Annotated in this window: 22 protein-coding genes, 1 tRNA gene and 1 pseudogene; 23 read left to right on the plus strand and 1 reads right to left on the minus strand. The window is 35.7% G+C overall.

The genetic code is table 11. The features are described 5' to 3' along the window. Positions 1 to 17 precede the first annotated feature (17 nt). From IEV09_RS01880 to IEV09_RS01935, 13 genes are all read left to right on the plus strand, one after another. On the plus strand, positions 18 to 374 hold the full coding sequence (locus IEV09_RS01880) for a hypothetical protein (RefSeq protein ID WP_188366559.1): 357 nt from the start codon (positions 18 to 20) through the stop codon (positions 372 to 374). A 16-nt stretch (positions 375 to 390) separates the two neighbouring features. After that, positions 391 to 600 carry a hypothetical protein gene (locus IEV09_RS01885; protein ID WP_188366560.1) on the plus strand — a complete coding sequence of 70 codons (210 nt, stop codon included), beginning with the start codon at positions 391 to 393 and terminating at the stop codon, positions 598 to 600. Further along, positions 597 to 728 carry an ORF6N domain-containing protein gene (locus tag IEV09_RS01890; RefSeq protein ID WP_188366561.1) on the plus strand — a complete coding sequence of 44 codons (132 nt, stop codon included), beginning with the start codon at positions 597 to 599 and terminating at the stop codon, positions 726 to 728. Before IEV09_RS01885 ends, IEV09_RS01890 begins: the two co-directional genes overlap by 4 nt. Continuing rightward, positions 700 to 1,323, plus strand: a complete 624-nt coding sequence (locus IEV09_RS01895; RefSeq protein WP_229731644.1) for an ORF6C domain-containing protein — start codon at positions 700 to 702, stop codon at positions 1,321 to 1,323. Before IEV09_RS01890 ends, IEV09_RS01895 begins: the two co-directional genes overlap by 29 nt. A gap of 40 nt (positions 1,324 to 1,363) precedes the next feature. Continuing rightward, positions 1,364 to 1,594, plus strand: a complete 231-nt coding sequence (locus IEV09_RS01900; protein ID WP_188366562.1) for a helix-turn-helix domain-containing protein — start codon at positions 1,364 to 1,366, stop codon at positions 1,592 to 1,594. Between the two features lie 60 nt (positions 1,595 to 1,654). Then, positions 1,655 to 2,038 (plus strand): RNA polymerase sigma factor, encoded by a 384-nt coding sequence (locus IEV09_RS12715; RefSeq protein ID WP_229731655.1) that lies wholly within the window; start codon positions 1,655 to 1,657, stop codon positions 2,036 to 2,038. A gap of 6 nt (positions 2,039 to 2,044) precedes the next feature. Continuing rightward, complete coding sequence (locus IEV09_RS01905) at positions 2,045 to 2,356, plus strand: hypothetical protein (protein WP_188366563.1); 312 nt, start codon at positions 2,045 to 2,047, stop codon at positions 2,354 to 2,356. 162 nt (positions 2,357 to 2,518) lie between these two features. After that, a complete protein-coding gene (locus IEV09_RS01910) occupies positions 2,519 to 3,448 on the plus strand; it encodes a hypothetical protein (protein WP_188366564.1) in 930 nt (309 codons plus the stop codon). Between the two features lie 158 nt (positions 3,449 to 3,606). Further along, on the plus strand, positions 3,607 to 3,996 hold the full coding sequence (locus tag IEV09_RS01915) for a hypothetical protein (protein WP_188366565.1): 390 nt from the start codon (positions 3,607 to 3,609) through the stop codon (positions 3,994 to 3,996). Positions 3,997 to 4,050: 54 nt separating this feature from the next. Next, entirely contained in the window at positions 4,051 to 4,362 is a 312-nt protein-coding gene (locus IEV09_RS01920; protein WP_188366566.1) for an HNH endonuclease, read from the plus strand. Between the two features lie 4 nt (positions 4,363 to 4,366). Continuing rightward, complete coding sequence (locus IEV09_RS01925; RefSeq protein ID WP_188366567.1) at positions 4,367 to 4,546, plus strand: hypothetical protein; 180 nt, start codon at positions 4,367 to 4,369, stop codon at positions 4,544 to 4,546. Positions 4,547 to 4,692: 146 nt separating this feature from the next. Next, positions 4,693 to 5,247, plus strand: coding sequence for a helix-turn-helix domain-containing protein (locus IEV09_RS01930; protein ID WP_229731645.1), 555 nt, complete (start codon positions 4,693 to 4,695; stop codon positions 5,245 to 5,247). A gap of 5 nt (positions 5,248 to 5,252) precedes the next feature. Then, on the plus strand, positions 5,253 to 6,938 hold the full coding sequence (locus tag IEV09_RS01935) for a terminase TerL endonuclease subunit (RefSeq protein WP_188366568.1): 1,686 nt from the start codon (positions 5,253 to 5,255) through the stop codon (positions 6,936 to 6,938). Between the two features lie 34 nt (positions 6,939 to 6,972). On the opposite strand, the gene IEV09_RS01940 is transcribed toward IEV09_RS01935, so the two are convergent. Further along, positions 6,973 to 7,059: transfer RNA gene (locus IEV09_RS01940), tRNA-Phe, on the minus strand. Positions 7,060 to 7,148: 89 nt separating this feature from the next. On the opposite strand from IEV09_RS01940, the gene IEV09_RS01945 reads away from it, so the two are divergent. The 10 genes and pseudogenes from IEV09_RS01945 to gpG all read left to right on the plus strand — a co-directional run bounded on the left by IEV09_RS01945 (position 7,149) and on the right by gpG (position 12,972). Then, on the plus strand, positions 7,149 to 8,327 hold the full coding sequence (locus IEV09_RS01945) for a phage portal protein (RefSeq protein ID WP_188366569.1): 1,179 nt from the start codon (positions 7,149 to 7,151) through the stop codon (positions 8,325 to 8,327). After that, entirely contained in the window at positions 8,311 to 9,099 is a 789-nt protein-coding gene (locus IEV09_RS01950; protein WP_188366570.1) for a head maturation protease, ClpP-related, read from the plus strand. The genes IEV09_RS01945 and IEV09_RS01950 overlap by 17 nt, the downstream gene beginning before the upstream one ends. 24 nt (positions 9,100 to 9,123) lie before the next feature. Continuing rightward, the gene (locus IEV09_RS01955) at positions 9,124 to 10,251 is read left to right on the plus strand and encodes a phage major capsid protein (protein ID WP_188366571.1); all 1,128 of its coding nucleotides are present in this window, start codon (positions 9,124 to 9,126) and stop codon (positions 10,249 to 10,251) included. A 44-nt stretch (positions 10,252 to 10,295) separates the two neighbouring features. Continuing rightward, positions 10,296 to 10,400, plus strand: a pseudogene (locus IEV09_RS12830) (hypothetical protein); the annotation flags it as partial. Next, positions 10,393 to 10,689 carry a hypothetical protein gene (locus tag IEV09_RS01965; protein ID WP_188366572.1) on the plus strand — a complete coding sequence of 99 codons (297 nt, stop codon included), beginning with the start codon at positions 10,393 to 10,395 and terminating at the stop codon, positions 10,687 to 10,689. The pseudogene IEV09_RS12830 and the gene IEV09_RS01965, both read left to right, overlap by 8 nt. After that, positions 10,690 to 11,058 (plus strand): phage head-tail adapter protein, encoded by a 369-nt coding sequence (locus IEV09_RS01970; RefSeq protein WP_188366573.1) that lies wholly within the window; start codon positions 10,690 to 10,692, stop codon positions 11,056 to 11,058. After that, positions 11,055 to 11,462, plus strand: coding sequence for an HK97-gp10 family putative phage morphogenesis protein (locus IEV09_RS01975; RefSeq protein ID WP_188366574.1), 408 nt, complete (start codon positions 11,055 to 11,057; stop codon positions 11,460 to 11,462). Before IEV09_RS01970 ends, IEV09_RS01975 begins: the two co-directional genes overlap by 4 nt. Then, complete coding sequence (locus IEV09_RS01980; protein ID WP_188366575.1) at positions 11,459 to 11,854, plus strand: hypothetical protein; 396 nt, start codon at positions 11,459 to 11,461, stop codon at positions 11,852 to 11,854. Before IEV09_RS01975 ends, IEV09_RS01980 begins: the two co-directional genes overlap by 4 nt. 35 nt (positions 11,855 to 11,889) lie before the next feature. After that, complete coding sequence (locus IEV09_RS01985; protein WP_188366576.1) at positions 11,890 to 12,492, plus strand: phage tail protein; 603 nt, start codon at positions 11,890 to 11,892, stop codon at positions 12,490 to 12,492. 69 nt (positions 12,493 to 12,561) lie between these two features. Beyond that, the gene (gpG, locus tag IEV09_RS01990) at positions 12,562 to 12,972 is read left to right on the plus strand and encodes a phage tail assembly chaperone G (protein WP_229731646.1); all 411 of its coding nucleotides are present in this window, start codon (positions 12,562 to 12,564) and stop codon (positions 12,970 to 12,972) included. Positions 12,973 to 13,017: the final 45 nt, after the last annotated feature.

Genomic DNA, 13,017 nt, shown 5'->3' on the forward strand with positions numbered 1-13,017 from the left:
TAGTTAGGAGGGATTAGATGTATCAAGTTGTCAGGTCAGATAAAAGAGTAAATGGTGAAATAACAGCAAGGAATGAACGAACGATGGTTGTCAAAGCTGATGATGGTTATACTTACGTTTGCGAATTAGTTGGAAAGCCTGGTAAAAGAACTGATTTTTCAATTGAGGGAACAAAACGTAATTTCGATAATGCTGCAAAACGAAGAAGAGTAAAAGTTATTGAGCCAAATGGAACAACAAAAATTTATGATTCAGTTGGCGATGTCGCAAATACTTATCTTATTACCAGACAAACAGTAACTTTAGGTTGCAAAACTGGAAATGTTACAAGACATGGAAAAGCAAGAGGATTCAGATTCTCTTATGCCGATTAAAAAGGAGCGATAAGTGATGTATGCAGTGAAACGTGATATTTATCAAGGAAGCGATGGCGTGCAAGTTGATTCGTTATCGTCTGTAAAAGGATTTGTTGAGCTTAGCGAAGCAGAAAGAATCGCTGCGAACTGTGGAGGTCGTGTGATTCGTATCTTTCCAAAACCAAAGAGAGTTATAAAACCAGTTAAAAACAATCAGAAGTGGATGAGAGGAGAAAACAAATGATTAGACCAGAAGTAATTGAATTAAACAATCAGCGGTTATTGACAGCTGAGCAATTAGCGGAATTTTACGGTACAACTGCGATGCGTATTCAACAGAACTTTGGATATAACAAAGACAAGTTCCATTGAAGGAAAACATTACATTCGATTAGAAGGCGAAGAATTAGTTGAGTTCAAGAGGTACTTAGCAAATTCCGAAGTAGCTATCAACAAATATGCTAGACAATTGATCCTTTACACAAAACAAGGAGCCGGCCGTCATTCGAAAATGCTTGGAACAGACCAAGCTTGGGACATGTTCGATGCTTTAGAAGAAAACTATTTCAATCAAGCTCAACAACTAAAAATTCCAACGTCACCACGTGAACTAATTGAATTAGCTTTAGCAGGTAACGTTGAAACCAACCAAAGAGTAGACGATTTAGATGATCGTTTAACTGAGATTGAGGAAAATAAGTTAATCACTAACGAAGACAAAGGAACGATTGACAGAGCTGTTAGACGTAAAGTATCACAAATTTGTAATGAGTGGCGTTTAGACCAATCAGCAAAAAGTATGCTATTCGCTGATTTAGGTAGGAGCATTAAGCAATTGTTTAACGTACCGAATCGTGGGCGAATCAAAGACAAAGATTTTATGAGAGCTTTGGATTTTGTTCATCATTGGGAACCATCGTCAGTTACGAAAGCAAGAATACAACAAACCAGACTGGATTTAGTATAGCTGGGAAAAAGATATCGAATGAAGGAGCAGTGATTTTGATATGGAACGAAATATTATTGATGTCGTCAATGAGAATATGAATCGTTACATGGAACTAAATAACATTAAGCGAAAACATTTAGAAAAAGAACTCGGCAGCGCAACGATTCAAAATATGCTAACAAAGAAAACAACAAATGGCTGCAGTATTTTATCCTTACAAAAAATAGCAAAAGCTCTAGGAGTTAAAACAATTGATTTGATTGAGGATTGGAGCGAGATAGAGATTTAGAATGAAGTAAAAATAATCTAAAGTAGGTGATTTGTCATTTATGAATGGGTAAACTCAATTATTGGCATTGATGAAGAACTAATTGATTTAAGGCTGTCACTCAAATTAAATCAAAAAGAACTGTATCGTTGGTCCAATTATACAAGCGGTGAAGATGGTGACCTTGCTAAACACCAAAATTTTATAACAGCTTTGAGAAAGCAAGCAAGATTAAAGGATGTGATCAGAGATTTGAGCAATCGGATTGAACAGCTTGAGAAAGAACGTAAAGAAATTGTTGAGCTGATTGGGAAGTTTACTGGATTGAATCAGCAAATATTGAAATTGAAATATGTTGAAGGGTTGACGTTGGAATCAATAGCGGATGAGACGGGATATGCTTATCAGTACATAAAGAACAAACATGCTGAGTTGATGCGGATTATAAAATTTGATAGGGGATAAAAAATTATGCAATTTAAACTAATGGATTTTCAAAGAATTGAAAAGGACCTGGATAGCGTGGTAAAAAATGACATTCAAGGGACTTTAAATAATATGAAAAAAGAAAATATTGAATTGGATGGATGGGAGTTGATTGATATCCCTTATGAAAGAACATACCTATTTTTCAACAAAGGAAACAAGGAAGCTTTTGATGTAGAATTAGATGAAAGAAACACGTTAGTACCACATTATTATGGAGTGGTTGACAATAGTAGGGTTACAAAACATCCGACTTTTACTATTAAAGAGTCGATAAAAAAATATAAATTAAATTAATTTATGCATTCCTTTGATAAAACCTTAACAAGGCACTATAATAATAGGTAGACAAATACAGAGTTAAGCGCGGAACGCTTAGCTCTTCTGTTTTGTATTATGTTTGCCGACTATTATACTAGCAGATTTTTTGTCTTAATAATAGCAAAAGGTGGTTTTTTAATGAAATTTGATGAGGCTTTAGTGGTTATCGACGGTGTTGAAGAGTCTATTAAACGTGAGGATATCTTAAGAAGAGAAGACTTTTTGATAGTTATTGATAATTTATTCTGTCCAGAACAAGGGTGTGGTGCAAAGTTAGTTTATAACCGAAGAAGTACTGGATTGGTTTATTTAAGTAAGCATCGATCATATGAGCATGATGCCAATTGTCCTCGTTTGGAGGATGAGGAAACTGGAGTGAGGTCAATCACTGAATACGTTGAAGTGAACGGTGGTTTATCAAGTAAAGGAATAGATAGAAGAAAAAATGACTCTATTCAAGTTCTTTTTGATTATTTTAATCCTCCGGAAAAAAAAGAAAATAAACCACATAATAAAAAAAATAATACTAAGAAAAAGACGGATGCGGAGACATCAACTAAAACAGGCATCAAAGTTAATTATGATCCTAATAGTGAAGTTATAACCACAAGTGGAGATGGTAAAGAAACTTCGGTCAAAGAACCACCATTTTATCAAAGATTACCACATGAGATTTCAGTAAAAGACAACGGTAAAAATTTACGTACATCTGCGTTGATAGAAGAGATAAAGATAAGTACTAATAGTAGTAACCCAAATGCTGAAATTTCTGCAAGTTTTGGAGAGATAAAACTAACATTTGTAATGCCAGAGGTATTCTTTCAAGGAAATGAGAGAAGGTTGGACACTAATCAATTAATAAGTTTTTTAGAAATTTTAAAAAATTACATTCAACAAAAACCTGGAAATTTTTATCTTACTACATTGTGTCAATCTCGAAAAATTGATTTAGAAGATTTGGTTTTATATGTGCTAGAGCCAGATTTTATGTCTTTTCAAACAAAAAGCGGAATAAAATATTCTTCACTGACTGATATGGTTATAGCTATATCAACAGGTGTAATATAATCAGTACGTTACGTAAGGTACCTTGATGTTACCGACACCTTGATTTTTATGTGGTATTCTAATATTGTCGAAAGATTACGAAAAACCTTCTTTTCTCCTATCTTAATTGGTAGGGGTTTTGTATTATTATGGTAATATAATTCAAGGAGAGTGTTTGAATGTTAAATACAATAGTGTCTAGTTTTACATCAGAATTATCAAGAGTATTGCTAAATCTATATGGTATCCAAACTGATAGTAAAGAAAAAGAGTTTGATCAAGAAGAGATGGAAAAATTATCAAATATTATACTTGAAGCAAATGTAGGTCCGTTACTTAAAGAAATTGCGATTGCTGAAAGGATTAACAACTCAGAAGAGGTCGAAATCGAAGAGTACTATAGTGATGATAAAAATGGTCTAGTCGGTGTAGATATCAATCAAAATCAAATATCTACAGGATTAAAAGCATCCAAAAATAATATAACTAAAAGAGTATACAAATTTAAAGGAATAAATAAAGAAATAAAGCAATTGGTCGAACATTTGAATAATAAAGAAGAAGGGTAAGGCATCCATTGGGTGTCTTTTTCTTTATCCAATTTTACACATAAGAGGTGGAATATGTTAGATGTCTCAACTAAACAATCACGCGCAAAGTTTTATTCATCAAGTGAATGGAAGATACTAAGGCAGCAACGACTAGAGTTAGATCACTACGAATGTTTGTGGTGCAAGAATGAAGGTAAGTTAACTACACAATATGATTCTATTCTCGAAGTGGACCACATCAAAGAGCTAGAAGATTATCCAGAGCTTGCTTTAGATATTGATAACCTTCGTACACTATGCAAGGACTGTCACAACAAAAGGCATAAGCGGTTTAACTACAGGCCTAGCGAAAAGAAAAAGCGCTGGGACGACGAATGGTGGTGAGAGAATGAAGTTTGAATACATTGATAAGCATGTACATCTTGATGGCGTTAAGCTGAAAGGTGTTACTGACTTTACTTTAAATGTTAATACAAATGGAGAAATGGCCAACACAGTATCAATTGATATGTTCGTTGAAGTAGAAGATTTAAAAGATATTCAAATAGAGAAATCTGAGAAAGATTAAAAGTGAGGGACAGCATACCCCCCATCGATATATTTTGGGGTCAAATCCCAATTCTGGGAACCGGTGGATGGGGATGACTCAGCAAATGCAACTAAAAGTGGGAGCCACCCCCTCCCCCCACCCAGTACATATAAAAATTGAAGGAGGTGATCGTTTTGAATAAAGAGTTGATTGGTTCACGAATGAAAGAAAAAAGAATTCATTTAAACTTAACACAAGTTGAGTTATCAACGGTTTGTGGCATTTCTTCTCGCTATTATTCCAGTATCGAAAATGGAAGAAATTCGCCAAGTTTAGAAACGTTAATTAAAATTGCAGCTGCTCTAGACGTATCGGTAGTTTACCTATTAAACGACAGAATTGATGAGATGGAAAAACGAGTGAATGAAGAAGAAAATAGAATCGCTCAACTTTTCGAAACGATCCCTAAAAACCTAAAAGAGTTAGTCGAAGGATTAATTACTCAAGCAGCGCGATTAAAAGTTTTGCTTGATGATAATTGGAAAGATATTCTTGAAAATGGAGAATATGAAAAATTTAGCCAGAGTGAAAATCAAACCCCGTACGATAGACGAAGGCCGATAGTGGAAAACTATGATAATCGAGACAAAACATATCAAGCGATTATTAAGCAGTTAACCGAATTATTACCAATCACAAAAGTGAAACCAAAAAATAAATCTCCATTGTTGAAGCGATGAAATAGATGTTAAGAAATAAATATGTAGAAGAATACATTAACAGATGGAAAGACGGGGAATTAATTTTAAATGATAAACGGGTAAAATTAATTGGATTAATCGAAACAATTATTTTACCGAGAAGTGATCTCTATTACTTCGATGAAGAACAAATTGAAAATTATATCAATTTTAGTGAAAGTTGGTATTTTGAATTAGATGATTGGGAAAAATTTATTGCCCCATTCATCTTTTTGTTTACCCTTGAAGACGATGAAACAGTATTTGATGAATTTTTAATTGTTGGCGGTCGTGGTAAGGGGAAGAATGGTTTCATCTCCACATTATCAAATTACTTTATTAGTTCGTTACATGGAATTGATTACTATGATGTATCGATTGTGGCCAACTCGGAGAAGCAAGCAAAGCGAAGCCACAAAGAGTGTTACCAGGTCATTAAGAAAAAAGGTAATGAGGATTTAGAAGAAGAGTTTGAAGCATATAAAAGTAGCATCACTAGTCGAGAAACTCAATCAACTTTTGAATATAAAACCAGTAACGCGAGCTCACAAGATGGTGGCCGTGAAGGTGCCGTTATCTATGATGAATTCCACGAAATGGAAAACAGCGAAATCGTCGATGTGTTTTCAGGTGGTCTAGGTAAAGTTGATCATGGCAGACAGTTCTTTATTGGTACAAAAGGATTTGTACGAGAAGGTTATTTTGATACAAAATACCGGGAAAGTGAAGATATCTTAAATGGCTTAACGGAATTTATCGGAGTATTTCCTTTTATTTGTGAGTTAGATGATATTGGAGAAATGGATAAGCCAGAATTGTGGCCAAAAGCGAATCCTGCTTTACAACCGCCATTAAACAAGCGTGGTAAACGTCTGTTAACCCGAATTATGAAGGAATACAAAAAGTTAGCTACAGAACCTTCAGGAAGACCAGCATTCGTTACGAAACGAATGAATTTTATTGAAGACAAGATGGAAAACTCTGTTGCGACTAAAGAAGAGTTGACGGCAACTAATCGACCATTCTTTAAACTCGATTCTGTTCCGATTGGCGGACTAGATTTTGGTAGTGTTCGAGATTTTGCAACGTGTGGGCTTCTATTTAAAAAGAAAGATGAGTATGCATTTAAATCATTTACTTTTGCGATGAAACAATTCTGTGATGTCCATTATGGTTATTCATTAAAAGAACAAGTAGTCGGAAGTGAAAAAAAAGCACCAATTAAAAGTTGGGAAAAAATGGGGTTGATGAAAGTTGTAAATGAACCATCATTAAATCCAAAACACGTAGTTAATTGGTTTGTTGAAGCAAGGAACCAATATGGAGTACGAATGATTGTACTAGATAACTATAAAGCGGATATCTTGGGACCAATGCTTGAAAAAGAAGGTTTTGAAGTGGTTCGATTACGGAAACCGTCCAATTTGCATCCATTACTGGCACCGAGAGTTGAAGATGGTTTTGCTAATAGCAAGTTTATTTTTGGTGATAATCCGTTAATGCGATGGTTTACCAATAATATTTATGTAAAAGAAACAGAAGATGGAAAGAAATTTTTGAAGAAAGAAGAAATCAAACGTAAGACAGATGGCTTCCAAGCATTCATTCATGCTTTATATAAAGCGAATGAGTTAGAAGATCAAGTGGATTATAATTCAGCATTCGATATGTTGGATGAGTTGGATTTTTAAAATAAAAAAGAGCGCAATTGCGCTCTAGAATAATACCAAGGAAGGGGATTCGAACCCCTGAATCGAAAACTCGATTACTGTATTTTCAGTACAGCGCCATAAACCACTCGGCCACCCTTCCATAACTTTATAACGAACATTATACAATGTATTATTTTTTAAATCAACACTTAGATTATTTAGAATATTATATCGAAAGGTGGTGAACAAATGAGTTTGTTTGATAGTTTAACAAAAGTGTTTACAAAAAATAAAGAAATTGCAGAAATGTTTGACTTTGATTTTGCATCAGACCCATCAATAAGATCCTATTTAAAAAGAATGGCTTTGGAATCAGTACTTAATTTTGTTAGTCGTACGATGTCTACAATGCAAGTAAAGATTCGCGATGAAACAGGTCTAACAAAGGTAGATTGGCAATATCTTCTTAATGTCAGGCCTAATAAAGATATGTCTGCTAGTGAGTTTTGGCAAAAGGTCATTTATCGTTTGATGAATGATAATGAAGTTTTAATCGTTGTTTCTGACGATGACCAATTATTAATTGCTGAAGATTTTTATCGTGAGGAATCAGCACTGTATGAGGATGTTTTTAAAGGAGTAACGTTAAAAGGATTTACTTTTAAACGGAATTTCAAAATGTCAGAGGTTATTTATCTAGAGTATAACAATGAAGAACTAGAGCGTTTCACTGATGGCTTGTTTCAAGACTATGGTGAATTGTTTGGCCGAATCATTGAAGTATCAATGAGAAATAATCAAATAAGAGCTTCCGTATCTGTGGAACAAACAGGAACATTCAATAATGAAAAGGATGAGAATGGTAAGACATCAACAGAAAAATTACAGGGATTTATCGATAAGATGTACAAATCGTTTAAAGATCGTTCGATTGCGATTGTACCGAAACTAAAAGGTTTTGAATATGAAGAATACACCAATAAGATTGGGAGTTCGAATCAATCACTTGAAGAATTGGATAAAATGAAGAAATCTTTGATAAATGATATTTCAAGAATGATTGGTGTTCCTTCAGCTTTAGTTCATGGAGAAATGGCTGATTTGAAATTTAACCTAGAAGCTTATCGAAAACTATGTATTTTACCGCTGATTCAGAAGATAGAATCAGAACTAACAAATAAAATTCTTGAAAAAGAAGAATATTTAAAAGGTGAGCGAGTAAAAGTTCAAAATGTATTAAGGCGTGATCCATTTGAGTTTGCTGTTCAGATTGATAAACTGGTTGCTTCTAGAGTATTTACACCAAATCAGGTGCTTGAAGAATTTGAGTACGAAAAATCAGCAGACCCAACAATGGATGAACGTGCAATGACTAAAAACTATGAACTATTGAAAGAAGGTGAGAAAACAGATGACAATACAGATTAAAGTGAGTGGGCCAATTATCTCTAATAGTGACAAATGGTTTTATGATTGGTTTGATGAAGATTCAACTTGTCCAAATGATATTAAATTACCAAGTACGGGTGAGGAAGTAGAAATTCTTATCAACTCTCCTGGAGGCGATGTCTATTCTGGAAGCGAAATTTATACAACGATTAAAGACTATCCAGGAAGAGTAACCGTTAAAATTTTGGGGGTTGCTGCAAGTGCCGCTAGTATTATTGCGATGGCAGGAGACGTAGTATCGATTAGTCCAACAGCACAAATCATGATACACAATCCCTGGATGTACACTGCAGGTGATCAAAATGACCTTCGAAAAGATGCTGAATACCTAGAAAATTGGGCAGATTCTTTAAGTAATGCTTATCAAATTAAGTCAGGCAAAAGCAAAGAAGAGTTACGAGTCTTAATGGATGAGGAAACATGGATGACCGCTGAAAAAGCAGTTGAACTCGGTTTTGCTGATGAAGTAATGTTTACTAAGCCAGAGTATACGCAATTGGTTGCGAGTACGGGAATGGGATTGGTGCCTGAAAAAGTAATCCAGGCGATGAAAGAGTTAAAAAGTAAGAAAGACGTATCGAGTGCAGCAGTCAAAGTTTCTGTACCAAAAGAAGAATTAGAAGGTATCGTAAAAAATGCCATTGATCAACTGAAAAAAGAAACAGTTATCGAAGGGAAAACTTTACAACAATGGATTGACGAAGAGGAAAAACCTGTAAACGAATCACCGTTTGCTAGATTTATTTTTTAACTTAAAATTAGGAGGAAACAAAATATGGCAATTAAATTATCAAGCAACTTTACAGAGGTCAAACAACAATGGATTGATTCCGTTCAAAACGGCGAACCAGTTGAGCGTCAAGGTGAGTTATACAGTGAAATGCTAGACATTATGATGGAAGAAGCAAAACAAGCAGGTGCGCAAGGCGCTGAATCATTCGCCGGTCAAACAACCTTAGATGGTAAACTAAATGCTTCTCAACGAAAGTTCTTTAACGAAATCAATAAAGAAGTAGGCTACAAGGATGAACAATTACTACCACAAGAAACACAAGACAACATTTTTGATGATATGGTTTCTGAACATCCATTACTTGCTAAGATTGGTTTAAGAAATGCTGGGCTCCGTTTGAAATTCTTAAAAGCGGAAACGACAGGTGTGGCTGTTTGGGGTAAAATCTTTGGTGAAATCAAAGGTCAACTTGAAGCTACGTTTAATGATGATGAAGCGATTCAAAATAAATTAACTTGCTTTGTTGTGATTCCAAAAGATTTAGAAGACTTCGGACCTGGATGGATTGAGCGTTTCGTTCGATTACAAATTCAGGAAGCTTTTTCTGTTGCTTTGGAGTTAGCATTTTTAACAGGTGATGGACAAGATAAGCCAATCGGGTTAGACCGTGATATTAATAATGGTTCTACTTCAGGTAGCGCTACGACTTATCCACGTAAAACTGCTGAAGGTGTTTTAACTTTTGCAGATCCTAAAACAACTGTTAAAGAAATTACTGGTGTTTACAAATACCATTCGGTTAAAGAAAACGGAAAACCATTATCAGTAGCAGGAAAAGTCGTGATGGTTGTGAATCCTGGTGATGCTTGGGATGTCAAAACACAGTACACTCATTTAAATGCAAATGGCGTATATGTGACAGCTTTGCCTTACAATTTAGATATTGTTGAATCTGTTGCACAACCTAAAGGTGAAGTATTAACCTTTGTCACAGGTCGTTATGATGCATGGATTGGTGGCGGTACTAAAGTTAATAAGTTTGATCAAACCCTTGCTCTAGAAGACATGGAGCTATATGTTGCAAAAACTTTCGCTCATGGTCGTGCAAAAGATATTAAAGCAACTGCAGTATGGACGTTGACGATCCCCGTTGGTGAACTGGGAAACTAACAGCGCCTTTTTTAAGAGGGGCGTTCCCCGACGAAACGTGGAAGGTAGCAGAGATTAAAGCATACCTCGATGCAAATGGTATCAAGTACTCTAAAACGGCTACAAAGGCAGAATTACTCGCTTTAATAGGAGGCGATGCCAATGAATAAAGAACAAGCGAATGAGTTAGCTACAAAAGAACTAGCAAACTTTAAGAAGCGGATGAAAATTTTCGGGAAGTCAGAAGACGAAAACCTTGAAAATATTTTATCGGCTTCTTTCATGCGGATTAATCAGCTTGTGGGTCCGTATGATGCAAACAATGACTTAAACTTTATTGAACTGGTATTTGAGCGGAGTCGTTATGCATATAACGATTCCATCGAATATTTTGAGGGGAATTTCCAGTCATTCATTTTGGACTACTCCCTACAAAATATGATAATGGACGGTGATTAGATGATTCATCCGAATTACAAAAAACCGAAAATTGATAGTGGAGACCTACGAACCAAGATTGAATTTTGGCGTAAAACAGGAAGCGGTCCGCTACCAGGTAGTTCAATGAAAGAAAAAAAGTACGAGTGTATGGCACAAGTCTATAACCCATCGATGAAAGACTTGGAGATTTTATCTGTTAAAGGTACGAAAGAAGGATTAACGATTAAGATTCGTGATCCACACGAAGATTACTTACCTTTGAACACTGATTTTGTCAAAGTCGATGATTACCGTTATGGAATTGAAAAAGAATGGAACATTGTTGATGTCTCTTTTGATTTTGAGGATAACCGATTTGTTAAAATTGTATTGGGGGCGACGAGTTGAGTGTAAAGGTTTCAGGTGTTGATGATATTTTAAAAAATATTGAAGCAAAATTTGGAAAAGCGAAAACAACACGTATCGTCAACAAAGCATTAAAGGAAACAGGCGATGAAATTGTTGAAATTACTAAAGCTGCTGTTTCCTCTTATATGGACACAGGAGCCACCTACGACGAAGTGGTGCGTTCGAATGTAAAGGGGAGCGCGCTAGGAATCAAAGAAGTATCGGTCGGATGGCGTGGCGATAAAGATAGATGGCGGCTCGTCCATCTGAATGAATTTGGTTACGTGCGAAAAGGACGTTTTATTTCTCCTCGTGGAATGGGTAAAGTCCAAAGTGCAGCTGATAAAGCACAACAAGTAGCATTTAAAAGAATGCGTAGCGGACTGGAGGAGTTGGCGAAATGAATTTAATGATAATGGAAATCTACGAAGCATTGAAAGTTAATCCTTCAATTACCGCGCTTGTTGATGAAACTCAAATCAACATGTACGAATCAGAAGAAGATTTAGATACTAGTAAGCCATTTATCTTGATTGTGCCATTAGGACCAAGCACCAATTCTTATTTCGGGGGAGATACTCCTCTTTCAAAACAGTTTACCTACCAGGTCAATGTGGAAGCAATCGATTTAATAACAACGAAAGAAATATCACACGCCATTCAAAAAGAGTTGTGGGAAATGGGTTATGGCCAACTATCTGGTGGACTAGATGAATACTTCAAAGAAACAAAACGCTTTGTGGAAGCGAAGCGATATAGAAAAAATACAAAACTAAACGACGTTGCTTATTACTAGGCGATGTCGTTTTCAAATTAGGAGGAAAATAAACAATGGCAGTAGCATATGGATTTAAAAGTTTATCTATTAGAGCGTTAGATAAAAATCGCCAACCAAGCACAACCGCACCAATCCACGTAATCAAAGGAGATCCAGAAAAAGGTGCACCAGTTACGATGGAATTAACAGGATTAACAAAAGAAGCAGTTAAAGTTTTCGGTGGAAATATTGAATACTTTGTTGTACGTAAAGGTGTAGGTGCAGTTGCTGCAAACTTTGGTTTGTTAGATTTACCAACGAAAATCGAACAAGAAATTTACGGTTATGAAATCGTTAAAGAAGGAATCGATGGTATTGGAAACAATACTGAAGCACCTTTTGTTGCAGCTTTTTGTGAGTCAGAAGACATGAAAGGCGAACCTGTTGCTTACGCGATCTTAGCTGGAACGTTAACGACAGATGGCTTTTCAATTGCTACAAAAACAGATGAGGACTTTACACCAGAACCAGGTGAAACGGTAATGAGTGCTGTCTCTCGCAAAGTAACCGTTGAAACAGAAGAAAAAGAATTTCACGTGATGCGTGCTTTTGGTAGTGCATCTGTGGAAGAATTACGTACGATTGTTTTAGGCGCGCCACTCACAGGCGGAGAATAATAATTTTCAACAAGACTAGTTTGATCGCTAGTCTTGTTTTTTATTTTGAATTTTTAAGGAGGAATCATTTTGTCAGAAGAAAGAACAGTCAAATTACAGTTACGCGACGATAAAGGTCAAATGAAGGAATACTTTTTTGATTTTGTATCGCAATCAAAGAAATTAGAATACATTCGAAAAGAAGCGGCACTGGAAGAACGTGTGGATGCATCAGGAAATAAGGTTGAAACGAGGTTAGAAGACTACCAAGAATTACAAGCCGAATTTGTAGCGGGTCTGTTTGCTGATAAAGCAGTGACTAAAAAAGCAATTCTCGAAGGATTGGATTCACACGATTTCAAACAAATTTTTGAAATCATTCGTTACCGCGTTTTAGGAAACAGTCGAAAAGAGGACGAAGAAGCAAAAAAAGCACAAGAGGAACAGATGAAGAAACTATTAGCTGGTCTCGATTCTACGACCTCCAACTCGGACTTATAAAAGAAATTGTGGCCAACGTCCAATCGATGACAATTCGTGATTGCA

Source organism: Enterococcus alcedinis (assembly GCF_014635985.1).
Classification (GTDB): domain Bacteria; phylum Bacillota; class Bacilli; order Lactobacillales; family Enterococcaceae; genus Enterococcus_I; species Enterococcus_I alcedinis.